This is a genomic window from Hymenobacter daecheongensis DSM 21074, assembly GCF_900141805.1.
Taxonomy (GTDB): Bacteria; Bacteroidota; Bacteroidia; order Cytophagales; family Hymenobacteraceae; genus Hymenobacter; species Hymenobacter daecheongensis.
The window spans coordinates 241193-267529 of the sequence record NZ_FQYN01000005.1; the positions used below are offsets into that span (position 1 = coordinate 241193).

A 26337-nucleotide genomic window follows, 5' to 3' on the forward strand; every position below is an offset into this window, starting at 1 on the left:
CTTCTACAGCTCATTGTTCTGCTTCTCCGCCTTCTTCGTCAGCGTCGTCAGCCACGACTCGGAGAGGGCTGACTGGCTTTCGGAGCCGCGGCGGCGCTCGTTGCCGAACACGTCGGCGGGGCCGGGCAGGGTGCGGTTGGCCCAGCTGAGCAGGTCGGCGGTGGTGCCGGGCAGCAGGCCGTGGAAGGCCGCGAGCAGCTTGGCGGGCAGGCCCAGAATCACCTCGGCATCGCCGCGGCGGCAAGCGTTCCATATGAGGCGGCCGGCGCTGTCGGCATCCATCGAAATAACGGGCAGCGAGTCGGCGATGCTGAAGGCGGCGTATTCCTTTTCGTGCTGGCCCTTCACGGTGGCGTTGCGCGGGCTGCCGGTACGCATCAGGCCGGGGCATACGGTGGTTACCTCAATACCGTACTGGAGCAGCTCGGCCCGGAAGCCTTCGGAAAGGCCCACCAGCGCGAATTTGCCGGCGCTATACGGCACTAAGTGCGGCACGGCCACCTTGCCGCCCACCGAGGCAATGTTCACGATTTTGCCCTCGCCCCGCCGCCGCATGGCGGGCAGCACGGCCTGCATGGCGTGCAGCGGGGCCCAGAAATGCACATCCAGGGACTCCTCATAATCACGCACTTCCATGTGGTCGAGCGGGCCGGCCGTGATGATGCCAGCGTTGTTGATGAGCACATCGATGGGGCCGAGCCGCTGCTCCACTTCGGCCACCAGGGTGCGGACTTCAACGGCATCGGAAAGGTCGCGCACCAGGGCCATTACCTCGGCCCCGGAGGCGGCAAGCTCCTGGCGGGCCCGCTCCAGCTCGTCGGCATCGCGGGCGCAGATGGCCACGCGGGCCCCTTCGGCTACGGCCTGCCGGGCCAATATCAGCCCCAGGCCGCGCGAGCCGCCGGTAATGAGCACCACGCGCCCCCGCAGCTCGTAGGAGCCCCGGCGATTGGCGAAAAGAGTAGCAGCGGCCAGCAATACGCCCGCGCCCGCGGCGGCCAGCCAGTTGTTTCGGGTAGATTGCTTCATAGGCCTATGTAAGCAAACCCGGCCGGAAAGGTTACGCTCCGGGCCCCGCAGAATTTGGCAGCGGGCTGTATGAAATGACCGTCTGCCCACGTTATGAGGGCCGCAGTGTGGTTTTTGGCACCATATTTACGTGCCCGAACCGCCCAGCCGGCACTTTTGCCCCACCAAAGGCCGGCCCCTTTGCGTTGCCCTATGTTCTCTCCTGCTCTCTCTTCTATGAAAACCTCCCTGCTCGCCGCCCTGGCCCTGCTGACTGCCACCGCCACCCAGGCCCAAACCGCCCCCGTCAAGACGAAAACCAAGACGGAAACCGCCGCGGCCACCACCAAAACCAAGGTCAAAGCTCCGGCCGCCGCCCCGCCAGCCATCAAGCCCGCCCCTACGCCGGCCGCCGACAAAGTGGAAGCCAAAGCCACGGCTCTCACCGCCAACATGCGCCAAGCGCTGAATCTGACCCCCGCCCAGGCCGAAAAAGTGCAGACCATCAATGAGGTGAGCGTGCGCAACGTGGAAACCGCCCGCCTGCGCTACCGCACCGACCTGCGCAAGCTCAACGCCGTCGTCGACGACATCGGCCAGTCGCGCCTGGCGGCGCTGAAAGACGTGCTGACCCCCGACCAGTTTGCCCGCTACCAGCGCAAGCGGGAGGAGAAAATGGGCGTGCCCAGCCTGAAAGGCAACCAGGGAAACCCGGTGCCTGGCTTGCCGGGGGAATAGGTGGTGAGATAGTGAACTGGTGAGATAGTGAGTTTGATGTTCGGTTTGCGCAAGTGGCGCATATAGCGCAAACCGAACATCAAACTCACTATCTCACCAGTTCACTATCTCACTGTATCACCGTCTCATAACCCAGCTTCAGAATAATACTGCAGACCACCACTAGAAACAGCCCCCGCACGAAGCCGGTGCCGCGTTGCAGGGCTAGTTTGGCGCCCAATGCCGAGCCGAGCATGTTGCAGGCGGCCATGGGCAGGGCCACTTGGTAGAGAATCTGGTGGGTGAAGGCGAAGTAGGCCACGCCGGCCACGTTGGTGGCCACGTTCACGAGCTTGGCGGAGGCGGAGGCGGTGAGAAAATCGTAGCCGAACAGGCCCACAAAGGCGAAGAGCAGGAAGCTGCCCGTGCCGGGGCCGAAAAAGCCGTCGTAGAAGCCCAGCACCACGCCGATGGCAATGCCGTAGAGCGGCTCCCGATTTGGGGGCAGGCGCGGGGCATGAATGGCTCCGAAATCTTTGCACCAGAAGGTGTAGATGGCAATGACCACCAGCAGCCCCAGCACCAGCGGCCGCAGCAGCGCCGCGGGCAGCAGGCTCACAATGCGGGCCCCGAAAAACGAAAACAGCGCCGCCGTGATGGCCGCCGCGCCCACCGCCCGCCACCGCATGGGCACCTTGCCCGCGTAGCGCCGCAGCGCCATGGAAGTGCCCGCCAACGACGACACTTTGCCCGTGCCGAAAATGGTGGGCACCGGCACGCCCTTGAGCAGCAGCAGCATAGCCGGCAGCTGGATGAGCCCGCCCCCGCCCACGATGGAGTCGACGAAACCGGCCAGAAAGGCGAACAGGCAGAGTAGGGCAAGCGTGGTGGTGAGCATAGGGCCGGCAGCAAAACGGGGCCGCGAAGATAGCGGCCCGCGGCCCGCGCAAGCACAACCGCCACCGATAATATCTGCCGCCGGCACCAACACCGGCCCCCAAAGGCACGTACCTTCGCCCGGCCTTCCCGCTCCGTTTCGCTATGTCCCCTATTCTCACCGCTACCGCGCCCGCTACGCTCACCCGGCGCACCAAGCTCTTCACCCTGGCCGGCGTGCTGCTGGCGCTGTTTCTAGGCTCCCTCGACCAAACCATCGTTTCCACGGCCATGCCCCGCATCGTGGCCGATCTGCATGGCTTCGACCGCTTTACGTGGGTGGCCACGGCCTACCTGGTAGCCAGCACCACGCTGGTGCCGGTGTATGGCAAGCTGGCCGATATGTACTCGCGCCGCGCCATTGAGGTGGCGGCCATCCTGATATTTCTGGCCGGCTCGATGCTGTGCGGGCTGGCCGGCGAGTTTGGCCCCTTGCCCCTGCTGGGCGATGGCATGAGCCAGCTCATCATCTTCCGGGCGGTGCAGGGGCTGGGCGGCGCGGGCTTGTTTGCCATGGCCTTCATCGTCATTGCCGATCTGTTTGCGCCCGCCGAGCGCGGGCGGTATCAGGGGTTTGTGGGCGCTACTTTCGGGCTTTCGTCGGTGCTGGGGCCGTTTCTGGGCGGGCTGCTCACCGACCACGGCACGGGGCTGGTGCCGGGCATTGCGGGCTGGCGGCTGGTGTTCTACGTGAATCTGCCGCTGGGCCTGCTGGCGCTGTGGTTTATCCTCTCGAAGATGCCGCGGCTGAAACCGCGCGGCGAAAAGCAGCCGCTCGACTATATCTCGGCCCTGCTGCTGATGCTCGGGCTGGTGCCGCTCATTATTGCCCTGCAGCTCAATAAAGCGCACTATGGCTGGGCCTCCGGCACCACGCTGGGGCTGCTGGCCCTGGCGGCGGCGGCACTGGCGCTGTTTGTGGTTCGCTCGCTGCGCTCTGCCAATCCTATTCTGGATCTGAATCTGTTTCGCAACCACGTTTTCCGGCCGGCCATTATTGCCGTGTTTCTGCTGGGCGGCTCGTTTCTGAGCATCGTCATTTTCGAGCCTTTGTTTATGGTCAATGTACTGGGTGTATCGGCTACTAAGGCCGGCGTAAGCCTTATTCCGCTGTCGTTGGGCGTGGTGGCGGGCTCCATGCTGGCGGGCCGGATGGTGTCGCGCTTCGGCCACTACAAGCGCTGGATGCTGGGCGGACTGCTGCTGCTGCTAACTGGCCTGCTGCTGCTGGCCACCATGCCCATGACGGTTTCCTACGCCCAGGTGCTGGGCTACGTGCTGCTCTGCGGCCTCGGCCTGGGGCCCACTATGCCGCTCTACACGCTGGCCATTCAGAATGCCATTGAGCCGCGCTTCATGGGCCAGGCCACGGCTGCCAGCCAGTTTTTCCGCCAGATTGGCGGGGCCGTGGCGGCGGCGCTGCTCGGCACCATGCTCACCGTGAGCCTGGCCGGAGCCCTGCCGCCCGCCGGGGCTGTGGCTCCGGCCAGCCGGCCGGTCGTGGTGGCTGAGGGCGCGGCGGAGCTGGCCGGCACCGCGCCGGGCGGGCTGCCGGTGTCGCCGGCGCTGCGGGTGGCGTTTGCGCGCGCCATCTCGCACATCTATCTGTTTACTATGTGCCTGGTGGCGGCCGGCTGGGTGGTGTCGCTGTTTATCCCGGAGCTGCCGCTGCGCCGCTCCAATGCCGAGCCGGGCGCAGCGAAGCAATAGCTGATAGCCAGCGCTTTATACAGCCTGAAAACCCGTCATTTCGCCGGCCGGCGTGCGGCAAAGCGTGGCTTTTATGATTGGATTGAAGCGAATCGGGCCCGTGGGTTGTTATGCTCCGAATGCCGCGCCGCGGCATTTCCACCCGCAATTTCAACCTCATGTCTGATAAAAAGCTTCAACTCAGCGTCCTCGACCAGTCGCCCATTCGGCAGGGCGGCACGGCCCGGCAGGCGCTGCTGGAAACCATAGAATTGGCCCGCCTCACCGACCGGCTGGGCTACAGCCGCTTCTGGGTATCGGAGCACCACAACGCCGGCTCGCTGGCCGGCTCGGCGCCGGAAGTGCTGCTGGCTCGCCTGGGGGCCGAAACCAGCCGCATCCGGCTGGGCTCGGGCGGCGTGATGCTGCCGCACTACTCGGCGCTGAAAGTAGCCGAAAACTTCCGCCTGCTCGAAGCCCTCTACCCCGGCCGCCTCGACCTGGGCATTGGCCGCGCCCCCGGCACCGACCGCCTCACGGCCCACGCCCTGAACCCGCACAACCAGTTCCGCGACGAGGAATTCGCCGAGCAGCTCATGGATCTGCGCGCCTACCTGCACGACGAGGTGGTGCCCGATACCATTCATGCCCGCGTGAAAGCCGCGCCCTTCATCGATACGGTGCCGGAGCTGTGGCTGCTCAGCTCCAGCGGCCAGAGCGGGCTGTTTGCGGCCGAAATCGGGGCGGCGTTTTCCTTCGCTCACTTCATCAACCCCGTCGGAGGGCCGGATATGGTGCGGCTGTACCGGGAGCGGTTCAAGCCCTCGGCCGAGCTGGCCGCGCCCCAGGCCAACGTGGCCATCTTCACTTTCTGCGCCGATACCGAGGCCAAAGCCCGGGAGCTGGCCGACGGTCTGGCACTGCAGATGCTCAAGCTCGAAATGGGCGACCGAACGCCCATCGGCCCACCCGACGCGGTGCGCAATTTCCCCCTCGCTCCCGAGCAGCGCGCCCGCCTGGCCTACCACCACCAGCGCATCATCAGCGGCACGCCGGGGCAGGTGAAAGCGAAATTTGAGCGCCTGGCCGCCGCGTATGGCGTAGAGGAAGTGGTGGCCGTGACGATCTGCTACGACTTTCAGGACCGGCTGCGCTCGTATGAGCTGCTGGCGGAGGCGTTTGGGCTGCAAGCGGCTGAAGGAAAAGCGAAGATGGCGGCGGCGCATTAAACCCGTCTGTCATCCTGAGCAAAGCGAAGGACCTTCCTCGGTTAAGTGACAAGCCTTGTAAAATGAACAAAGCCCTTTACCACGTGCTGGCATAGGGCTTTGTGCGTCGAATAACAAGTGCAGTAAACTGTGAGGAAGGTCCTTCGCAAGCTCAGGATGACAGACGACAATTAGGACGGTTCCCGCCATATTTACGCCTATAAGAACCCGTTATGACCAACCCAACGCTCCCCCAGCCGCCCGCCAAACCCGCCCATCCGCTCGTGGCTCTGCTCAGCAGCGCCGGCCTCGACTGGTTTCTGTTCGGGCTCCTGGGCGTGGTGGCGCTGGCCTATTTCTTCCCCGAAACTGGCAGCAAAGCCAGCCCGCTCCCGTGGAAAGCGCTGACGACCGGCGGCGTGGCCCTCATTTTCTTTTTCTACGGCCTGCGCCTCAGCGCCGCGAAGCTCACGGCTGGGCTGCGCAACTGGCGGCTACATACAGTGGTGCAGCTCACCACGTTTGTCTTGTTTCCGCTGCTGGCCCTGGCCGCCCGGCCCTTCCTTACTTCAGAGAAGGGCGAGTTGCTGTGGCAGAGTATTTTCTTTCTCTGCACGCTGCCCAGTACGGTTTCTACCTCCGTGGTGATGGTAGGCATTGCCGGCGGCAACCTGCCGGCGGCCATCTTCAACGCCAGCATTTCCAGCCTCATCGGCATCTTTGTTACGCCGCTCTGGTGCAGCTTTATTCTGCACACCGGCACTACCGACGGGCAGCTTGGAAGCCTGGTTTTGAGCTTATTGTGGCAGGTAGTATTACCGGTAGCGGCGGGGGTGCTGCTCAACCGTCGCTTCGGCCACCTGGCCGAGCGGCACCGCCAGGGCCTGCGCACCTTCGACCAGCTTATCATTCTGGTCATCGTTTTCACCTCGTTCTGCGACTCGTTTGCCGAGGGCGTGTTCCGCAGCTACCGGCTCACCGATATTCTGGCGCTCAGCGCGGGCATGGTGGCCCTGTATTTCCTCATTTTCGGGCTGGTGTGGGGGCTGAGCCGGCTACTGAATTTTTCGCGCCAGGACCGGATTGTGGCGCTGTTCTGCGGCTCCAAGAAGTCGTTGGTGCATGGCAGCGTGCTGGCCAGCCTGCTGTTTCCGGGCGCGGCGCTGGGGGCGCTGCTGTTGCCGCTGATGCTTTATCACGCTCTGCAGATTATCATGGCCAGCGTAATGGCGCAACGGATGGGGCGACAAGTGGCGGGGCAGGCGCTATAGCCAAACGGAATATTGAATAATATCACTATTCACCTGACCAAAATCCGGCAATCGGCTTTGTCAAAACCCGTATTATTCAGCAATTAGGTTTCCTGATGACCCTTTCTGCGGAAGATTGGGAACAGCCGCGGTATTTTGTACTTTTGCCGCCCCCTATGTTTTTGCTTCCGCCGGTTCCATTTATGAAAAAGAGCTTCCTTCTCATCGCCCTGCTCACTAGCCTTACTCTAGCCGCCCTGGCTACGCCCCCCAACAAGGAGCTATTTGTGGCCGTGATGAAAAATAATGCACCTCAGGTAGAAACCCTACTGGCCGCCGGCGCCGACCCCAACTCTCCCATCGAGGTTGTGCCCGGTTTCCCAACCACCTATCTCATCACGGCCGCCGGCAATGGCAGCCTGGAGGTGGTGAAAGCTCTGCTCAAGCACAAGGCCCAGGTAAACCAGCCCGATGCCTTCAAGAGCACGGCCCTGATGGCGGCGGCCGGCAAAGGCAACAAAGCTGTGGTGGAGCTGCTGCTGGGCAGCGGGGCCGATGCCAAAGCCAAAGACGACGATGGCAAAGACGCGTTGGCCGCCGCTAAAGAAAGTGGCAACGCGGAGGTAATCAAGCTGATAGAGGCCAAGCTGAAATAGAACGTCTCTTCGGACAGTATAGCCAGTATAGCACAAGCGGCCGGGTAAATTGCCCGGCCGCTTTTTTGTGGTTACTGCTCTAGTAGCTGGTTTTCGGAATATTTAAAAAACTATTTATCCAATAGGAACTATCTTAGTAATCCTTGCATTTGGGTGGCACAAACCAATTCTACCTGATAATGCTGAACGTGCAGTTGGCCAACGCTGGATTCTACGAAATTGCTACCCCCGACCATTCTGCGGCGGGCGTGACGCTTGTCCGGCCCGGCCGGCGCGAGGCAGTTCGTGTGTTTCTGCCCTACCATTCGCCGGAAGTAGAAGTGTATGCCGGATCGGTGAAAGAGGGCCGGCTGGTGTACCAGGGGCCGGCCGAAATTGCGGCTCAGCTGCCGCTGCTGGCGGTTCAGAGAAACTGACTGGCGGCTGGCGCAGCTTGTTGGTAAGTCACAGAAGTTTCACAATACATATGCTGGCCGTTTGCTTCGGTCCGATGGCAGAAGCCGCCGGACCGGAGCAAACGGCCGTTTTGCTGCTCAGCGCTGGGACAAATTGCGGTTTGGTTTAATGCGGGGGTGAGCCGGCTTAGGACAGGATTGAACGTTGTAGTTTTTGCGGCTGCAGATTGAAATTACATCCGATCAGGAAATTTGAGCCGCAGCTGGCGGTCTACATCGAGGGCACCAGCAATACACCACGCCAGCATCTCTTCCGAATCGGAACCGGTTGCCTCTACTTTCGGCCCGTGCCGCGAGGTCAGACATATATAATACTGCCCTCTCGACCGCTCATCGAACGTCAGCATCCAGCCTTCCGGAATTTTTTCATCTTCACTCATACGTCATTTTCACATCTGCAATAGTCTCACAATCAACCCCGTCCAGCCGGTTTGGTGGCTGGCGCCCATACCGCGGCCGTTGTCGCCGTGGAAGTATTCGTGGAAGAGCAGGTGGTCGCGGAAGTGGGGGTCGGTCTGGAGTAGGTCGGAGTCGCCGAAGGCGGGGCGGCGGCCGGTTTCGTCCTTCAAAATCAGCTGGGTGAGGCGGCCGGCCAGGGCGTGGGCTATTTCCTGCAGGTTGAGCTGCCGGCCCGAGCCGGTCGGGTATTCCACCATAAACTTCTCGCCGTAGTAAAAATAAAACTTCTGCAACGACTCGATAATCAGGTAGTTGATGGGGAACCAGATGGGGCCGCGCCAGTTGGAGTTGCCCCCGAACATACTTGATTCGGCCTCACCCGGCACGTACTGCACGGTGAAATCGGTATCCTCGGTGCTGTACACGTAGGGCGTGTCGAGATGGTGGCGCGACATGGCCCGGATACCGAACTCGGATAGAAATTCCTGCTCATCCAGCATGCGGTGGAGCAGGCTTTTGAGCCGGTCTTGGCGCATGAGCGAGAGCTTGTGGCGGGCCCCCTTGCCGGGCTCGTCCCAGCGGCTGACCAGCCGGGCCAGGTGGGGCCGGTTTTCGAGCAGCCAGCGGGCCCGGGCCGTAAATTCGGGCAGCGCATCGAGCAGCTCCTGCTCAATTACTTCTACCGCAAACAGCGGAATCAAACCCACGATGGAGCGCACCTTGAGCTTGGTCCGCTCGCCGTCGGGGGTGTGCAGCACATCGTAGTAAAACCGGTCCTCGGCGTCCCAGAGGTTGAATTCGCCGTCGCCGCCGTGGGTCATGGCCTCGGCGATGTAGAGGAAATGCTCGAAGAACTTGCCGGCCATTTCCTGGTACACGGGGTTGGTGCGGGCCAGCTCCAGGGCCATGCGCATCATGTTCAGGGCAAACATGGCCATCCAGCTCGTGCCGTCGCTCTGCTCGATGAAGCCGCCGGTGGGCAGCGGGGCCGAGCGGTCGAACACGCCAATGTTATCCAGCCCCAGAAAGCCGCCCTCAAATACGTTCCGCTCGCTTTTATCCTTGCGGTTTACCCACCAGGTAAAGTTCAGGGCCAGCTTGTGGAACACGGCTTCCAGAAAAGCCCCGTCGCCAACGCCCGCGTTCAGCTTTTTATCCATTTGGTACACGCGCCAGGTGGCCCAGGCGTGTACCGGCGGGTTCACGTCGTTCAGGTTCCACTCGTAGGCCGGCAGCTGGCCGCTGGGGTGCATGTACCAGTCTTTGGTGAGCAGGCGCAGCTGCTGCTTGGCAAACTCGGCATCGACCATGGCCAGCGGAATGCAGTGAAAAGCCAGGTCCCAGGCCGCGTACCAGGGGTATTCCCACTTGTCGGGCATCGAGATGATGTCGGCGTTGTGCAGGTGCCGCCAGGTGCTGTTGCGGCCGGTGCGGCGCTCCTTGGGGGCTTTCTGGCCGGTGGGGTCGCCGTCGAGCCACTGCGTTACATCGTAATAGTAGAACTGCTTGCTCCAGAGCATGCCGGCGAAGGCCTGGCGCTGCACGTTGCGGGCGTCGGGGTCGGTGAGCGGCTCCTGGAGGCAGTCGTAGAACTCGTCGGCCTCCAGCTTGCGCTCGGCAAAGAGCTGGTCGAAAGTGGCGAAGGGCTGATCGAACTCCATCTGGCTCAGGCGCAAACGAATCGTCTGGCTCTCGCCGGCCGGCAGCCGCAGCTTGTATTGTGCGGCCACTTTGGTGCCCTCCTGCTGGGCATTTATGGCGCTGCGCACGCCCTCCACCACGTAGTCGTTGATGCCGTCTTTGAAGTACAGCCCCTGGGCGGGCAGATCGTAGAGGCGGGCGCCGTTGGTGTCGTTTTCGCAGAACAGCAGCCGGGGCGGCTCGTTGGCGTGCTGGTCGCAGTAGAGGTGGTAGCGGCCCAGCGTGGGGTGCTCGGCCCGCACCGCGCCGGGCTGGGTTTCGCGCAGCGTGGGGCGCGCCTCCCGGGCATCCCAGCTCCAGGTATTGCGAAACCAGAGCTGGGGCAGCACCTGCACGCGGGCGGCTTTGGGGCCGCGGTTGTGTACCGTTATCTGCAGCAGGATATCATCGGGCCCGGCCTTGGCATACTCGATGAACACATCGAAGTAGCGGCTGTCGTCGAAAATACCGGTGTCAATCAGCTCATATTCGGGCTCCTGGCGGGTGCGGGCGGCGTTTTCGGCCACCAGCTCATCATACGGAAAAGCCCGCTGCGGATACTTGTAGAGCATGCGCATGTAGGAGTGCGTGGGGGTGCTGTCGAGGTAGTAGTACAGCTCCTTCACGTCTTCGCCGTGGTTGCCCTGACTATTGGTGAGACCAAAGAGGCGCTCCTTCAGAATCTCGTCCTGGCCGTTCCAGAGGGCCACGGCCAGGCACAGGCGCTGCTGGTCGTCGGAGATGCCGCCTAGGCCTTCCTCGCCCCAGCGGTAGGCCTTGCTGCGGGCCATATCGTGGGTGATGTAGTCCCAGGCGTCGCCGTGGGCGCTGTAGTCTTCGCGCACGGTTCCCCATTGCCTTTCAGTGAGGTAGGGGCCGAATTTCTTCCATTGGGCGCGCTGGGCGTTGGTATCCAGTAAGCGTAGTTGTTCCTGCGTCATGGGGGTGTGGCTCCGGGTTCCCGTATTGAATATAAGGATAACCCTATGATTGCGGGGCCGCGGGTGGGAAGGGCGGCTTCGGCAGAGCGGGCGGGCAAACCGGGCCTGGAGTGGCCGGGCCGGTTCGGGGTGAGTGAAGTTCTGCCGTACTGGTTTTGGGGGGTTTGGGTTGCTTGCTGGCCGTATTGAGCTGACCAGTTTTACTACCCAGCCAATAAACTACTGCTACCGTCCCCCATACGTCACTGACATATAATACAGCCCGCCCACGCTCGGCCCGCCCAGATACGACACGTAGTACCGGTTCAGCACGTTGGTAGCGCCCAGCTTGAGGCGGAGCAGCTGTTGCGGCGGCGCGTAGCTTAGCTGGGCATCAAGCGTGTGGTAGCTGGGCACTTCGCCGCTCACCAGGAAAGTTTGGGAGTAGTAGCGCTGCTGCCAGCGGTAGGCCAGCGCGAAGCCGAAGCCGCGCCAGGCATCCTCGTTGCCGAGGCCGGCCGTGTACATCCAGCGCGGCGTGTTGAAGCCGTCTTCCAGGCCGTCGCCGGATTCCGTGCGGGCCAGGCGGGCGTAGGTGGCGCTGGCGGTGGCCTGGTAGCCGCGGGGCAACTCGTAGCGCAGGCCCAGCGAGCCGCCGTAGGTATATACTTTGGTCTGGGCGTTGGTCCAGAGGCGGTAGCGGCTTTGGGTGGCGCGGCTGTTGAGGTAGATGGCGGCCGAGTCGGGGTTGGTGGTTTTGGGCACGTAGGCTTCTACCTGCGCAATAAAGTCGCGGTAGGCGTTGTAGTAGAAATCCACGTCGGCGAGCAGGCGGCCGCCGGGCAGCAGCGCCGCCTTGTAGCCCAGCTCCAGGGAGCGAATATGCTCGGGCCGCAGATACGTGTAGGGCGTGCGGCGCAACAAACTCTGGCTCTGCTCAATGGCCTGCTGGCGCTTCTGCGCCGCTGTGGCCGCCGAGGTATTGGCGTTGATGGCCGCCGTTACGGCCGCATTGAACGCATCGATGCTACTGCGCAAATAGCTGTTCTCAAACACGCCTTCCGACATCACCCGCAGCCCGCCGATGCGCTTCACCTGCCCGCTGTTCACGTTGGAAAAACCCTCGAACAGGCTCGGGAAGCGGTAGCCGCTCTGGTAGCTCGCCCGGAAGTTGTGGCGCGGCGCGGGCGAATACCCGGCCGTGAGGCGCGGATTGAAGCGCGTGGTGAAGTAGTCGTTCTTATCGGCCCGCAGCGTGGCCGTGAGGCGGATTTTGTTCTGCAACAAGTGGGCGCCGGCCTGCACGAAGCCGCCGGTTTTGGCGTAGGTCAGGTTGTCGCGCAGCGGGTCTTTGCCCCTTTCGGGGTTGATGAAGTAGTTGCCATCGGGCACCACGATATAGGTGCGGTGGTCGGCGCCGGCCAGCAGATCAAGGCCCGCGGGCAGCCAGAGCCGGCCGGCCCGGCGCAGCGCCTCGGCAATGTTCACCTGGCCCTCGGCGTGCAGCATATTGGCTTGCACGCGCAGGGCCGCGCCCTGGTCCCAGTTGTTGATGTTCTGCAGCTCGCGCAGGCGCTGGCGGAACTCCGGCGTGCCGGGCTGCAGGCGGCCGGCATCGGCGGCGGCGCGGGCCGTGGCGTGGGCCTGGGCCACAGTCTGGCCGTTTTGGGTGGCCAGGTTCCACTCCCGGGTATAGTCCTTGTTCCAGGCATCATCGGGTTTAAAGCTGCGGTCCAGGTTTTCGGCGGCGGAGCGCAGGTTGTAGCTCCGGCCGGTATTTTCCTGGGTAAGGTAGGCCCGCGCCTGCACCACGGGGCCGCTGAGCTGCAGCGCGTGCTGCTGCAGGCGGTAGTTTTGCAGGCGGAAGCGGTTGGCGCGCTGGTACACATTATCGAGCACGGCCACGCGGTAGGTGTAGGCCAGCTCGGCGCGGGCCCCCAGCTTATAGTGTAGCGCCGCATCGGCCCTGATGGTTTGCAGGTGGTAGTCCACCACGGCGCGCTCCTGGTAGCCGGTGCGGGCCACCGAGTAGCTTTTGCCGCCCAGCGTGAGCGTGCTGCGGTCGGAGGACTCGTTGCCGTAGCTGTTCACCGGGTCGCGGGCGGGGTTGTCGCTCCCGAAAAGGCCGGTGGTGGCGTTGCCGTTGGGGTTCAGGTCAGTTTGGTCGGTAGCCATCCAGTCGTAGCCGCGCAGGTAGGTGCCGTTTACTTTGAAGGCCAGCCTGGAAGCCAGTACTTTGGCGTAGCGCAGGCTGGTTTCGGAGTAGGGCCGCGCCCCGGTATGCGGGTCGTGCAGGTGATTGACGCCGGTTTTTTGCTGTATGCTGAGCCCTGCCGAACTAAACGGGTTGCGGGTGCTGAAATTGGCCAGCCCGTTGATGGCGTTCAGCCCATACAGCGCCGCCGCCGCGCCCGGCACAATTTCCACCGTGCTGATATCCAAATCACTCGGCCCCAATACATTGCCAATGGGAGCCCCGAGGTGCGGAGCCTGGTTGTCGATGCCGTCCACGAGTTGGGCAAAGCGCACGTTGGTGGTGTTGGCGAAGCCGCGGGCATTCAGCACCCGAAAGCTCAGGCTGCTGGTGAGCACCTGCACGCCCTTCACCTGCTCCAGGGCCTCAAAAAACGACGGGGCCGGCGCCAGCCGCAGCTCCCGCACCGTGAGCTTCTCCACCGTCACCGGCGACTGCAGCAGGCTTTCCTCCACTTTCGAAGCCGACACGACCACCTCCCCCAGCGACACGCTCCGGCGGGTGGTATCGGCTGTTGCCGCTGCTTTTTGCGGGTTCGGGCGGCTGCGCTGGGCCGCCACGGGCATGGCCAGGAGCAGCAGGACGCAGACAGCAAGTGGAGCGCCGGAGCGCCAGGATAAAGCTGGGGACATAAAAACCGAAAGAATGCTTTGCGTTATATTTTCAAAAATACAACGCAAAACGCTGGTCGATGTTTGCCCCTACTCCGCCAGCCGCTGCGTTTCTGCCTCAAGAAAGGCCTGAAACCGCGCCTGCATAGCCCGAAACTCCATAATCAGCTGCTGCCCCTCGGCCGTGACGACGGCCCCGCCGCCGCGCCTGCCGCCTGTTTGAGTGCTCACCAGCGGCTGCCGTGCCTGCTGGTTCAGCGAATTCACCAGGTCCCAGGCCCGCTTATACGACATCTGCATGGCCTGCGCGGCTTTGGAAATGGAGCCGAATTCCTGGATCTTCTCCAGCAATTCCAGCCGCCCGATGCCCATAAACCGGTCATCCGGCCCTTCCATCCAGAGGCGGCCGTTCAGGCGAAACGGCAGATCAGGGCGCAGCAGGTCTTTCATACCCGCAATTTTAGGGAAATATGCGGGGCGGGTGTTGCCCCTCGCCTGTCATCCTGAGCTTGCGAAGGACCTTCCTCTTCGCCACTGCAAAGCCTTATAAAATGAGTAGAGCCCTTCAGCATAGTAAAGGGCTTTGAGCATTGAAAGGCGTTTTGCAGGGTGGAAAGAGGAAGGTCCTTCGCTTTGCTCAGGATGACAGATGTTTACAAAAGACAGACGACTAAAATTGGCACCTTCACTTACCCCACCACAAAACTCCGCATACTCAACCCGCCAAAGCTCACCTCCTCAAACACATGCCGAATATCCTCATCCGGCTCCGCCAGCGCCAGGCTATACAGCATCGGAATATAATGATCGGGGGTGGGCACGGCGAGTGGGCCGCTGGCGCCGGCCTGCTGGTAGTGGGCCAGCGCGGCCAGGTCGCGCTGCTCGATTCTGGTTTTGGCCCAGGCATCGAACTCCGCGGCCCAGGCGTAGGGCGTGGGGTCGTCGGCCATGAGCTTGGGCATGCTCTGGCGCAGGTTGTGCACGATGTTGCCGCTGCCGATGATGAGCACCCCGCGCCGCCGCAGAAACTGCAGCTGCCGGGCCAGCTCGGCGTGGTAGGTGATGGGTTTGTAATAGTCGATGCTGAGCTGGAAAACGGGAATATCGGCTTCCGGAAACAGGTGGTGCAGCACGGTCCAGGAGCCGTGGTCGAGGCCCCACTCGTCGGAGGGGTGCGCGTCGGGCAGGGCGGCCAGCACTTCCTGGGCCACGTCGGGCGCGCCGGGGGCCGGGTACTGCATGTCGAACAGCGCCTGCGGGAAGCCGCCGAAGTCGTGGATAGTTTCGGGCCGCTCGTTGATGGTGACGAATGAGCCGCGCGTGAGCCAGTGCGCCGACACCACCAGAATGGCCCGCGGCGGCTGCCGGTTGCGGATATCCAGGCCCAGCGCGTGCAGGGTTTGGGTGAAAGGGTTATCGGCCAGCGCGTTCATCGGCGAGCCATGGCCGATGAAAAGCACGGGCATCCTGGCCGTTTGCTGGAAGGCGGAGGCGGTTTTGTGGAGGTCTTGCAGGGTGCTCATTGAATAGTCAGGATAGCAACCGGAGCCGAAGTGGCGCGGGCAGTCATTGAAACGCTCTCTTAACAGGCACCCGGCAAAAAGTATTTCGCCCTCCCCCTTCCAGTTCCCACAATTCTTTCACCCTCCGGCGGCCTATGCCAGCTGGCCCTGCAGGCGGCGGGCGGCGGTCTGAATTCCGAGCTGCACGCACTCGTCCAAGGGGCGGTGCTGCATCCAGCGGGTGAGGAAACCAGCCCAGAAGGCATCACCGGCGCCGGTGGCGTCGTGCACGGTTACGGCGGGCGCGGATTGATGCTGCCAGAGGCCGCCGGCCCCCCGATACCACACGCCATCGGCCCCGCAGGTGAGGCACAGCACGCGGGCCGGCACCGCGTGCAGGAAAGCCTGGGCGGCCTCCACGGTGGCCGGCCCGCCGCTGAAGCGGGCCACATCATCGAGGCTGACCTTGAGCAGGGGCTGATAGGAAAGCAGCTGCTGCCACACGGCCGGGGCGTTGTTGCTGCGCCGCCAGATGGGCGCGGCATAGTTCCAATCAACCGACACCTGGCGGCCGTGGGCGGTGGCGGTGGCCAGGGCGGCCAGAATGTGGTCCTGGGCAGGCAGGCGACTCAGGGCGAAGGCCGTGGTGTGTACCACGGCGGCATCGAGCACCAGCGCAGGCTCTACGGGCGGCAGGTGGCGGTCAGCGCTGCGGTAGGGAATGAATGTGGGCGTATCGCGCGAGCGGCCCACCACGATGATGCTGGTGGCGCGGTCGGGCAGCTGGTGAATGTGCTCGGTGCTCAGGCCGGCGGCGGCCAGTGTGCGCAGCAGAATTTCGCCTAGCCCATCCTGCCCCACGGCAGCCACCAGCCGGGCTGTGCCCCCGCAGTCCTGCACGAAGCGGCACAGGTTGGCCGGACTGCCCCCGGCCATAGCCCGCAGGGTGGTCACCTGCGAGAGGTCGCCCACAAAATCGGTGGTCAGAATATCAATCAGCGCTTCGCCAATGGCCAGCAGGCCGTGACCGGCCGCGGCCGGGGGCGCAGCAAAATAAAGTGAGGAAGGCCGGGGCTGGATCATAAGCGGAAGCCTGAGTGGTGAGAAAAACTAATAAACCAACCGCTGCCCCCGGCCATACGCTTCGGCCAACACGCTGCCCGCGGCGCTCCAGGTGCAGAAGGGCACGCCAATGGGCTGCTGGATCTGGCCGTGCAGGTTTTCGTAGAAGCCCCAGGTGGCGGGTTCCGTCGGGTGGCGGCGGTTGGCGGTGGCCAGCCGGGCCGTCACGTCGGTGGCCAGCGCGGGGGCGGCGTGCTGGTGCAGGGCCGCCGCCAGCCAGCCGTTCCACACCGGCCAGAGCCCGCCGTTGTGGAATTCGTGGGGATGGTTGCGGAAAGTGTAGGCGTAGTTATCGGCCAGCTCGGCCATCAGCGGATTGGGGGGCGCAATGGCGGGGTCGAAGGCGGGCAGCAGGCCGGGGCGGGCAGCCAGCCGGGCCCCGAGCTGGGCCACCACGGCCGCTGCCTGAACAGCCGTGCCCAGCCCCAAGAGCAGCGCCAGCGCATTGGCGGCCAGATCGAACTGGGCATAAACGCGGGCCGGGTTGAAGCCCATGAGCCAGTGGCCAGTGGGGGCCTGCCGGAGCTGGTGCGCCAGGCTGGGCGCGTAGAGCGTGGCCGGGTCGGCGGCGGGGTCGTTCCAGTAGTTGCGGACCAGCACCGCCCGGATGCGGGCGGCCTGCTCGGCCCAGGCCGGGCGGCGGTAGTGGCGGGCGGCCAGCTCCAGGGCCCATACCCGCAGCAGCTGGTCGTAGAGCACGTAGCCGTGCTGCACATACTCGTCGGCCCAGTCGCCGCTCTGGGGCACATATACCAGGTTTCGGCCGTTGAATTCCCAGGCATCGAGCACGCCCAAGGCCCGCTCCACCGGCCGCGCGTAGGTGGCGGCCAGCGCGGCATCGTTGGTGAGGGCCGCGTATTGCAGCAGCCCGATAACGGCCCAGCTCACGTTATCGACGCGGCCGCAGTTGCCGCCGTAGCTGGCCCGGCCGGTAGCGGGGTCCACGTTGGAAGGGAAAAAGCCGGTGAGATGCTGATGACTGAAAATGGTAACCAGCGTGGCCCGGAACGTGGCTATCAGGGCCGCGTCGTCGGTGAGCAGGGCGGCCAGGCCCGTAATCACGCCGTCGCGGGTCCAGACGCGCTGGTAGTTGGCGGTGGGCTGAATGCTGGCCACGAAGCCCGGCGGCGTGGCGGCGCGGCGCATCAGGTCCAGACTTTGCTCGTAGGCTTGCATAGGGGTGGCAGTAGACGAAGGTTAGAGGGCTGATCAGAGGTTATTTAGCTTCTCTGCCCAACGATTCGCCTCACCCCCCGACCCCCTCTCCGAAAAAGAGAGGGGGAGCCAGGCGAAAAAGACGACGATATCTGAGTTGGACCAGTTAGTGCTCGGGCCGCGCCAGGGGCGGCACAAACAGCACGCAGGCGGCCCCGCAGAGCAGCAGCGCGCCGGCCAGGTGAATTACGTTTTCGGGCCGCGAGGCGAGCAGGTGGCGATAAATCCAGGAAAACGTGACCGTCTGGAGCAGCATGGGCAGCACGATAAACAGGTTGAAAATGCCCATGTACACGCCCGTTCGCTCCCGCGGAATGGCCCCGGCCAGCATCACGTAGGTGGTGCCCATCATGCTGGCCCACCCAATGCCCAGCCCGATCATGGGGGCCAGCAGCAGGGCCGGCGTGTGCAGCAGCGGCAAGCTTAGCAGACCCAGCCCAGCCAGGCTCAGGCTCAGCATGTGCACCGCCCGCGGCCCCCACTGCCGGGCCAGCCACGCCAGCCCGAAGGCCGCGCAAAACGTGACGACATTATAGGTGCCATTGATGCGCCCGGTGAGCAGCTGGGCCGCGCTGAAGCCCGCCGCCTGCTGATCCTGAGTGTGGTAGATGGTGCTGGCCAGGCTCAGGGTAATGTATTGCCAGTAGCAGAACATGGCGTACCAGGTACACAGCATCATCGGGGCCATGCGGCGCATCGTGGGGGGCATCTGGCGGATGGCACTGCCGATTTCGGCCAGCGTGTGGCCCAGCCCCTTCGGCTGCGTCCGGATGGCGGCCACCTCGGCCGCGCTCAGCGGGTGCTCTTTGGTGGTGATAACCGAGTACAGAATGGCTCCGATGCTCACGGCCGCCCCGATCAGAAAGGCGGCGTAGGTGGTGTGCGGAATGTTGTTGGCACTACGAGCCGTGCCGCTCACCAGGCCCAGATACACCAGCACCGAGGGCGTGAAATTGGCCAGCGTGATGCCCAAGCCGGTGAAAAAGCTCTGCGTCAGAAAGCCCAGGCTGTGCTGAGGCGCGGGCAGCTTGTCGCTCACAAAGGCGCGGTAAGGCTCCATGGTGATGTTGTTGGCCGCGTCCAGAATCCAGAGCAGGCCGGCGGCCATCCAGAGGGCGCGGCTGAAGGGCATGGCCAGCAGGCACAGACTGCACAGCACCGCGCCTACCAGGAAATAGGGCGTGCGGCGGCCCCAGCGGCTCAGGGTTTTGTCGCTCAGGGCACCCACGATGGGCTGCACCAGCAGGCCCGTCATGGGGCCGGCCAGCCACAGAAAGGGCAGCATGTCCGGATTGGCCCCCAGGTAGGAGTAAATCGGGCTCATATTGGTCTGCTGGAGCCCGAAGCTGTACTGGATGCCGAAAAAGCCCAGGTTCATGTTCAGTATCTGCCAGAAGGCCAGCCGGGGCCGGGGCAGGCCGGTGGCCAAGTCGGTAGGCGCGGTAGAAACGGTAGAGCTGAGAGCCATAAGGAGAGTCAGGTAGAGGAATAAAGCGGGAAGAAGCGCGGGCGAAATACCAGGGCAAGCGCCGCCCGCCTCGCGGCGGACGGCGGGCAGGCAGCCCTTCCCACAAGGCTTTCTGCCACCCCATACATCAGCAAAGGAGGCCTGCTGGTTGCAGCCAGCCAGGGGGTTGCTGAGGCGGTTTTAGAACAATCCAGTAGATCCGGGACGGCGGCCGTTTACCGCGTCACGGAGTACGTTTTACGCTCCACTCCCACCCCCGTTATCCGCACCGATTTCCAGCCCGTGGGCAGCGTGGCTTTGCGCTGCACCAGGCCCGCGGGCGTAATATCGAGGCCGCCGAAGCCCATGAGCACGGCCTGCAGCACCCCGCCCGCGCCGGTGGCGAAGTAAGGATTGGTGCCGCCCTTGGTTTCGGCAATCACCCGGAAAGGCGGCAGCAGGTTGGGCTCGTAGGCGTCGCGGAAGAAGTGTGCCGCCTTGCCGGCATCACCAAGGCGGGAATAGAGCAGGGCAAAAATGGCCTGAGTCATGGCGGGCGTGCCTTCGTTGGGCACGCGGGTTTCGTAGTAGGCCAGGTCCTTCCTGATTTGGGCAGGCTCAGTAATTACGCCCAGCGGATAGGCCAGCAGGTTCACATCGCCCTGCTTGATGCCTTCGCCCTTGTAGGTGGCGTGCTCCTGGGTGGTGCCGTCGGGCATTTTAAGAATGGGAATGTTCTGGGCCACGTGCAGCCAGTCGGGGTTGGCCCGCCGGCCCAGCACTTTGGCGGCGGCCGTGGCGTTGCGCAGATTCACCTGGGCGGCGGCGTTGGTGAAGGCGTTGTTGTCCACGTTTTCGGCCCACTCGTCGGCGGCCACCACGTTCTTGATGTCGTAGCGGCCGGGGCCGTTGCGCTCCACCCGGCTGGCCCAGAAATCGGCGGTAGCCGATAGAATCGGGTAGCCTTTCTCGCGCAGCCATTCCTTGTCCTGGGTCACGCAGTAGTACTGCCAGGCGGCCAAGGCCACGCAGGCCGAAATATGGTGCTCAAACGGCCCGCTCAGCGCCCACACCGGCGTTTCTTCCACGCCCGAGTCGGCACTTTCCCAGGGGTACATGGCCCCCTGGTAGCCATGGGCGAAGGCATTGCGCTGGGCCGCCTCCAGCCGCCGGAAGCGGTACTCAACCATCGACTTCGCAATTTCGGGGTGCAGCACCAGCAGGGCCGGAAACATCCAGATATCGGTATCCCAGAACACGTGGCCGTTGTAGCCCAGGCCCGAGAGGCCCATCGGCGAAGGTGAAAAATCGGTGCCGGCGCGCGAGAAGCTGTAGAGGTGGTAGAGCATGCTGCGCACGTCCTGCTGGGCCTGCGCGTCGCCCTCAATCTGAATGTCGCTTTTCCACAGCTCCTGCCAGGCTTTAGCATGAAACGCCAGCAGCCGCTCCTTGCCTTCGAGGCGGGCGAAGATGGTCAGGCGCTCGGCTTCGTTCAGCGGGTCGGCGTGGTGGGCCGAGGTGATGCTGGAGCCCGCCACGGCGTAGCTGTAAGTCTGGCCCGCCTTCAGGGCCTTGCTGAACTTCATCAGGTGCATGTTGCTGTCCCACATCTCATGAATCACCTTGGGCTCCTGGCCGTGGCCTTCCTCGAAGAGAAAAGTGTTGGAGGCGCACAGCTGCATCTTGCCCGTGGGGCTCTGGGCCACCGAGCTGAGCAGGCTCAGCGTGACGTGGGGCCTATCGATTTCGTTGTAGTAGTTCTGGGCCTCGCGCAGGGCATCGGGCGTTTCCATAATGCTGGCCGCGCCCAGATTCAGGTCTTTTTTGGCCGTGATGCTCACGTCGAGCAGCACGGTGAAGGGCAGGTGACGCAGGGCGTAGTAGGTGTAGCGGATGGTGGCCCGGTCCTGGTAGTCGAAGGTGGTGGTGAGGCTGGCGCGCTGCATGTCCAGCTCCTGCTGGAAGTTGGTGGCATCCTTGCCCGAGAGGCGGCGGCCGTCCACTTCCAGGTACATGTTCAGCAGGTTGAAGCTGTTGAGGAAGTTGCTCACCCGGCCCCGGCCATACTGATCGTAGGCCCCGGCCAGCACCACGCTTTTCACCTTAAACGGCTCCGGCGACGACACAATGCCCAGCATGCCGTTGGCCACCGTCACGCCGTAGTAGCTGGTGGGGTCAATCTTGTCGGCCGCAATGCGCCAGGGGTCGGGCGCGGGGGGTTGGGCCACGGCCGGCAGATGCACGGCCAGCAGCAGCGCCAGCGCGCCCAGGCCAGGCGCTAGTTTTTTGAATCGGGTGGTGAGCATAGAGCAGAAATGGGATGGAACGGGCAGAGCCGCCAACGCAGCCCCGCAGGAAGAACCCGGCGGCGGAAAAACCGTCCGGTGTACGGGCGCGCCGCTAAAAAGTCAGCACGGGCGGCCCCGGATGCAAACAGACCGCTGACCACTGCCAGCCGGCAGTACCCAACGGCCTGTTCGGGGGCTTTTGCACCAGCGCTAGTACCCCGGATTCTGAGTGATGTTGCTGTTTACATCTACCTGAGTCTGCGGAATCGGGTAAATCAGGTATTTCGGGGCGCTCTGGGGCTTGTCGGGGCGCGCCTGCAGAAACTTGCCGAACCGGATCATATCCTGCCGCCGCCACGACTCGCCGTACAGCTCGCGGCCCCGCTCGTTGAGCAGCTCATCCAGGCTGAGGCTGCCCAGGGCGCTGGCCCCGCGCGAAGGATGCGTGCGCACGGCGTTGACGATGGCCACCGGCGTGGCCCCATAGGTGCCGGCGCTGGTGCCCGTGCCGCCGCGCAGAATGGCTTCGGCCTTCATCAGCAGCACATCGGCCAGTCGGAAGGTCACATGGTCGTTGTCGCAGCCGCCACCTTTCACCTCGTTCGGGTAGTCCACGGGGTATTTCAGGGGCCGGATACCCTTCACTTCGAGGTCGTTGCCGGTTTCCAGCAAGCTGACTTCCTTGGTGAAAATCAGCGGCGTGCCGGCCCGCCGCGACTCCAGCGGCGCATCGTTCGTGAGATTGTACTGCTGGCCGGCCAGAAAGCCCACGTTGATGCGGCGGCCGGGGTTGGCGGGGCCGCCGGTTACGTCGTAGGCCACGCCCCGGCGCTTGTCGGTGGACTCAAATAGGTCGTAGAACGCGGCCGTGGTGGCCGGGCCGTTGTAGCCATCCACGGGCCGCATGTTGTAGTGCGACACAAACTTCCAGAAGTCGCGCGTGGGGCCGGCGTTGCCGTTGGAGTTGGCCTGGGTGAAGATATTCTCCCGGCCGATGGCCCCGTTGTTGGGCGCGAAATTATCGAAGAAGTTGGCAGTGAACGAGTACTTGCCGCTGATAATCAGCTCATCGGCCAGCGTGATTACCTGGTTCATATCGGCGGCGGCGAAGGTGGGGGCCGCGCGGTTGGCATATACGCCCTTGTTGAGGTAGCACTTCATCAGCAGCACGCGGGCGGCATCTTTGGTGGCGCGGCTCACGGGGGCATCGGGCAAATCCTTTTGCACTGCCGTGATTTCACCAATGATGAAGTTCAGTGCCTCGGTGCCCTTGCGCACCCGCGCCAGCTTGCTCAAGGTTTCGCCCGGCTCCCGGTAGAGCACCTGGTCGTAGAGGTCGAGCACCAGGTAGCTGGCCCAGGCCCGCAGAAACCGCGCTTCGGCCTGCTGCTGCGGATTGGGCGCGAAGCGCAGCAGGTCGGTGGAGGCGTAGATGATGCCGTTGAGCTGGGTGTAGGTTTCGCGCACCCGCTCGTTGCTGGGGTCCCAGGTGTGGTTGAACAGGGCCCGCCACTTACCGTTGTCGTCCCAGTCGGGCCCGCGGGTGGGCATGATGCGGGCATCGGTGGATACTTCTTCGAGGGCAAACACGCTCACACAACCCTGAATCGGGTCGCGCTGCGAGTTATACACGCCCTGGAGCAGCGCCGCCGGGTCGCCGCGCGGAATCTGGTCTTCCGTGAGCTGACCGTCCAAGGTTTCATTCAGCTCACAGCTGCCGGCTACCTGCAGCAACGCCAGAAGGGCGGCCGCACAAGTAAGTTTGGGGTATCGCATGGTGGGAAGAAATTAGAAGTTACAGGGAGAAGTTGACGCCGAACGTGAAGGTGCGGGCGCTGGGGTACGGCAGGTAGTCGATGCCCACGGAAGGTACTTGGTTGGCCTCGCGCTTCACGGTGTTCACCTCCGGATCAAAGCCGTCGTACTTGGTTATCACGAACAGATTCTGGCCCGTGGCATATATCCGCGCCCCTTTCACGAAGCTGCCCACATCGCCGAAGGCATAGGAGAGCGTGACGTTGGACATCTTCAGGTAGTTGCCCTTCTCCAGGTAGCGCGTGGAGGCCGCCGAGGCGTTGCCGGTGGCTTCTTTAATCGGGTTTTCAAACGTGGCCAGCGCAATGTTTTTGCCGCCCCCGATCTGTCCCACGTTCCCTACCGCGTTCAGCGTGTTGTTGTAAATCATCTGGCCCAGCACGCCGGTCATGTTGGCAATCAGGCTGAGCTTGCCGTAGCGGGCATTGGCGCTCAGGCCCAGCAGCGTGCGCGGGTTGGGGCTGCCGCTGTAGGCAATAGGCCCAAAGGGATTAGACAGCCCCTGCTCGTTCAGGCCAGTGTACTGGGGCAGGAAAAAGGCGTTGACGGGATACCCGTTGCGGATGCTCTGCGACAGCGCCCCCGACAGGCCCTGGCCGTTGATGGCCCCGGTCGGAATGGCCGCCCCGACCAAGTCCGACACTTCGTTGCGGATGAAGGTGGCGTTGGCGTTGAAGCCTATTTCTACCTGCTCGCGGCGCACCAGCGTGGTGCCCAGGGCCAGCTCCACGCCTTTGTTCACGATTTTGCCATTGAGGTTTTCCCACCGAATGGCCGCCACGGAGGGCCGGGGCTCGCCGGGCGTGGTCGGAAACAGCAGGTCGGTGGTGGACTTGTGGAAGTAGTCGACCGTGAAGGTGAGGCGGTTGTCGAACGCCCCAATGTCGATACCCGCATTGTACTGGGCATCCGACTGCCACTTCAGGTCGTCGTTCCGGTCGTTGAGCGGCGACTGCGCCCCGTTGTCGTCGAGGGTGTAGCGGTACTGAGCCGCACCGGCCGGAAACTCCTGGTTGCCGGTGCGGCCGTAGCCGGCCCGCAGCTTGAGTTGGGTGAGCTTTTCGGCCGGGAAGAACGATTCCTGGCTTAGGTCCCAGGCCGCGGCAAACGAAGGGAAGTAGCCCACGCGGCTGTTAGGACCGAATTTGCTGCTCTGGTCGCGGCGCAGCGTGCCGGTCAGCACGTAGCGGTCCTTGTAGTTGAGAATGGCGCGCCCAAAAACCGACTGCAGCTCCGACGAAGGGTCTACGAACGAGGATATCTTGCGCAGCGTGGCGCTCGAATACTGAATGTAGTTGGTGTAGTCGAGGCCGAAGGTGCCGAAACCGCCCACGGCGGGGTCAGAGTTGCCGTAGGCATTCACGTTGGAGCCGGAGTTGGCAAATTTCGTGTACTCGTAGCCCAGCAGCGCATTCAGGTTCAGGTCGGTGGTCACGGCCCGGTTGAAGCTGAGCGTGTGCGCAATCTGCTGGGTGGTCAGCTCATTGTTGCTGATGCTGGCAAAACCCTGGTCCTTGATGCCGGGCAGAGTGATGAGCCGCTGGTCGATGGAAGTGCGCCGCCCGCCCGTGTTGTAGTTCACGCTCAGCAGCGTGCGAAATTCCAGCCAGTCGGTAAACCGGAAATAAGGCGAGGCGCTGGCCAGAATGGTGGTCACCCGCGAGTTGTCGTTGTAGTACTCCTGGGCGGCCAGCGGATTCACGATGGCCCCTTCCTCAATGAAGAACGTGCCGTTGGAGTTGCGCAGCGGCTGCGTAGGGTTCCACTGCAGGGCCTGCCCGATCAGGCTGCCCCGAAAGCCGGCATCGGTTGTGATGGGGGCCAGCTGCTCACGAAACTGACTGGTCGTCAAGTTCATATCCAGGCCCAGCTTCTTGCTGGTCAGAAACTGCAGGTTGGTGGAGAGGTTGGCGCTGTATTTTTGGAAGCCGGTTTTGCGCACGATGCCATCCTGGTCGAGGTAGCCCAGGGAGAGGCGGTAGCGGCCGGTTTCGCCGCCCCCGCTCATGGCCACGTTGTAGTTTTGCAGGTAGCCGGTGCGCAGAATTTCGTCGAGGGCATCCACGTCGCTGCCCTTGTCGGTAGCGGCGGGCACGCCGTAGTATTTGATGGCTTCCCGGTACTGGCCGGCATCAAGGAACGTAGGCCGGCGCAGCAAGGTCGAGAAGCCGCCCGACACGCCCACGTTGAGTACCGGAGCCCCCGTTTTGCCCTTCTTCGTGGTGATGAGCACCACCCCGTAGGCGGCCCGCGAGCCGTAGATGGCCGTGGCCGAAGCGTCTTTCAGCACCGTCAAAGACTCAATATCGTCGGGGTTGAGGAAGTTGAGCGGATTGCTGTCGGCCCCGCTTCCCACGTCGGTGGAGGCCACCAGGCCGGGCCGGGCCGAGCGGCCGTCGAGCGGCACGCCGTCCACTACATACAAAGGCTGGCCGGTGCCCGTCACGGCCGAGTTGCCCCGGATGCGGATGGTAGAAGGCCCGCCGGGCTGGCCGCTGTTGTTGCTCACCTGCACCCCCGATACGCGCCCCTGTAGCAGCTGATCGGGCGACGTAAACGTGCCTTTGTTGAAGTCCTTGGTGCCAATCACGGCCACGGACCCGGTCATGTCCTGCTTGCGGGCCGTGCCGTAGCCCAGCACCACTACTTCGTTCAGCGCCTGGGCATCTTCCTGCAGCGTCACGTTCAGGGTGGCGGGCTCTGTTCCGGCCGTCACGCTCCGCGTTTGCGCCTTGTAGCCCACCGACGAAAACACGACCTCGTAGCTGCCCGGCGCCACGCGCAGCTCGTAGCGGCCGGCCACGTCGGTGGGGGCGGCCGTGGTGGTGCCCTTCACGAGCACCGTAGCCCCGATGACGGCGGAGCCGTTGGCTTCCGTCACGGTGCCCTGAATAATGCTTTGCCCCAGCACCGCATTGGCCAGTGCCAGAAAGACTACGAGTAGTCCGGCACGAATCGGTAGAAATACTGACATAGGGAAGTGGGATTTTAGGTGGAAAAAAAGCGACCTGTTTTGCTAAAGGTGGAGTATTAACTCCAACAAAATCAAGTAATAACAGCATTGTGAAGCCCGTTTTCTTTCCGAAATCGGTTACGTTATCGATTTCGGCGAGCCAACTTTTTTTTGCATTCTGGTGCCCGGCCGTATGGTTTCCCCCCGAAGTA

The 26337-nt window shown here is 63.4% G+C and carries 18 protein-coding genes; 6 read left to right on the forward strand and 12 right to left on the reverse strand.

The annotated features are described in order from the left end of the window. Window positions 1-3: 3 nt before the first annotated feature. On the reverse strand, window positions 4-1029 hold the full coding sequence (locus BUB62_RS11585) for an SDR family NAD(P)-dependent oxidoreductase (RefSeq protein ID WP_073110222.1): 1026 nt from the start codon (window positions 1027-1029) through the stop codon (window positions 4-6). Between the two features lie 216 nt (window positions 1030-1245). Between BUB62_RS11585 and BUB62_RS19320 the strand changes: the two genes are divergently transcribed. Then, window positions 1246-1746: a hypothetical protein gene (locus BUB62_RS19320; protein ID WP_073110225.1), complete on the forward strand. Its 501-nt coding sequence runs from the start codon at window positions 1246-1248 to the stop codon at window positions 1744-1746. Between the two features lie 109 nt (window positions 1747-1855). Here the strand turns inward: BUB62_RS19320 and BUB62_RS11595 are convergent, their stop codons facing one another. Further along, window positions 1856-2623 (reverse strand): sulfite exporter TauE/SafE family protein, encoded by a 768-nt coding sequence (locus tag BUB62_RS11595; protein WP_073110228.1) that lies wholly within the window; start codon window positions 2621-2623, stop codon window positions 1856-1858. Window positions 2624-2766: 143 nt separating this feature from the next. Here BUB62_RS11595 and BUB62_RS11600 point away from each other — a divergent pair, with 143 nt between their 5' ends. The 5 genes from BUB62_RS11600 to BUB62_RS11620 all read left to right on the forward strand — a co-directional run bounded on the left by BUB62_RS11600 (window position 2767) and on the right by BUB62_RS11620 (window position 7880). Beyond that, entirely contained in the window at window positions 2767-4371 is a 1605-nt protein-coding gene (locus BUB62_RS11600) for an MDR family MFS transporter (protein WP_073110231.1), read from the forward strand. 158 nt (window positions 4372-4529) lie between these two features. Continuing rightward, on the forward strand, window positions 4530-5579 hold the full coding sequence (locus BUB62_RS11605) for an LLM class flavin-dependent oxidoreductase (RefSeq protein ID WP_073110456.1): 1050 nt from the start codon (window positions 4530-4532) through the stop codon (window positions 5577-5579). A 212-nt stretch (window positions 5580-5791) separates the two neighbouring features. Then, window positions 5792-6829, forward strand: coding sequence for a bile acid:sodium symporter family protein (locus tag BUB62_RS11610; RefSeq protein ID WP_073110234.1), 1038 nt, complete (start codon window positions 5792-5794; stop codon window positions 6827-6829). Window positions 6830-7011: 182 nt separating this feature from the next. Next, the gene (locus tag BUB62_RS11615; protein ID WP_073110237.1) at window positions 7012-7464 is read left to right on the forward strand and encodes an ankyrin repeat domain-containing protein; all 453 of its coding nucleotides are present in this window, start codon (window positions 7012-7014) and stop codon (window positions 7462-7464) included. Between the two features lie 149 nt (window positions 7465-7613). Beyond that, window positions 7614-7880 (forward strand): hypothetical protein, encoded by a 267-nt coding sequence (locus BUB62_RS11620; protein ID WP_143164129.1) that lies wholly within the window; start codon window positions 7614-7616, stop codon window positions 7878-7880. A gap of 428 nt (window positions 7881-8308) precedes the next feature. Here the strand turns inward: BUB62_RS11620 and BUB62_RS11630 are convergent, their stop codons facing one another. From BUB62_RS11630 to BUB62_RS11675, 10 genes are all read right to left on the reverse strand, one after another. Beyond that, window positions 8309-10939: an MGH1-like glycoside hydrolase domain-containing protein gene (locus BUB62_RS11630; protein WP_073110246.1), complete on the reverse strand. Its 2631-nt coding sequence runs from the start codon at window positions 10937-10939 to the stop codon at window positions 8309-8311. 225 nt (window positions 10940-11164) lie between these two features. Beyond that, window positions 11165-13804: a TonB-dependent receptor gene (locus BUB62_RS11635; RefSeq protein ID WP_200799921.1), complete on the reverse strand. Its 2640-nt coding sequence runs from the start codon at window positions 13802-13804 to the stop codon at window positions 11165-11167. Between the two features lie 69 nt (window positions 13805-13873). Then, window positions 13874-14233 (reverse strand): winged helix-turn-helix domain-containing protein, encoded by a 360-nt coding sequence (locus tag BUB62_RS11640; RefSeq protein ID WP_073110249.1) that lies wholly within the window; start codon window positions 14231-14233, stop codon window positions 13874-13876. A gap of 239 nt (window positions 14234-14472) precedes the next feature. After that, entirely contained in the window at window positions 14473-15306 is an 834-nt protein-coding gene (gene ygiD, locus BUB62_RS11645; protein ID WP_073110253.1) for a 4,5-DOPA-extradiol-dioxygenase, read from the reverse strand. A gap of 132 nt (window positions 15307-15438) precedes the next feature. After that, entirely contained in the window at window positions 15439-16368 is a 930-nt protein-coding gene (locus BUB62_RS11650; RefSeq protein ID WP_073110256.1) for a carbohydrate kinase family protein, read from the reverse strand. 27 nt (window positions 16369-16395) lie between these two features. Beyond that, window positions 16396-17583 (reverse strand): glucosidase family protein, encoded by a 1188-nt coding sequence (locus BUB62_RS11655; RefSeq protein ID WP_073110258.1) that lies wholly within the window; start codon window positions 17581-17583, stop codon window positions 16396-16398. A gap of 145 nt (window positions 17584-17728) precedes the next feature. Then, window positions 17729-19090 carry an MFS transporter gene (locus tag BUB62_RS11660; RefSeq protein WP_073110261.1) on the reverse strand — a complete coding sequence of 454 codons (1362 nt, stop codon included), beginning with the start codon at window positions 19088-19090 and terminating at the stop codon, window positions 17729-17731. Between the two features lie 215 nt (window positions 19091-19305). Next, window positions 19306-21375, reverse strand: coding sequence for a kojibiose hydrolase (locus tag BUB62_RS11665; RefSeq protein WP_073110264.1), 2070 nt, complete (start codon window positions 21373-21375; stop codon window positions 19306-19308). Between the two features lie 192 nt (window positions 21376-21567). Further along, complete coding sequence (locus tag BUB62_RS11670; RefSeq protein ID WP_073110267.1) at window positions 21568-23133, reverse strand: RagB/SusD family nutrient uptake outer membrane protein; 1566 nt, start codon at window positions 23131-23133, stop codon at window positions 21568-21570. A gap of 19 nt (window positions 23134-23152) precedes the next feature. Further along, window positions 23153-26146 carry a SusC/RagA family TonB-linked outer membrane protein gene (locus BUB62_RS11675; RefSeq protein ID WP_073110270.1) on the reverse strand — a complete coding sequence of 998 codons (2994 nt, stop codon included), beginning with the start codon at window positions 26144-26146 and terminating at the stop codon, window positions 23153-23155. Window positions 26147-26337 lie beyond the last annotated feature (191 nt).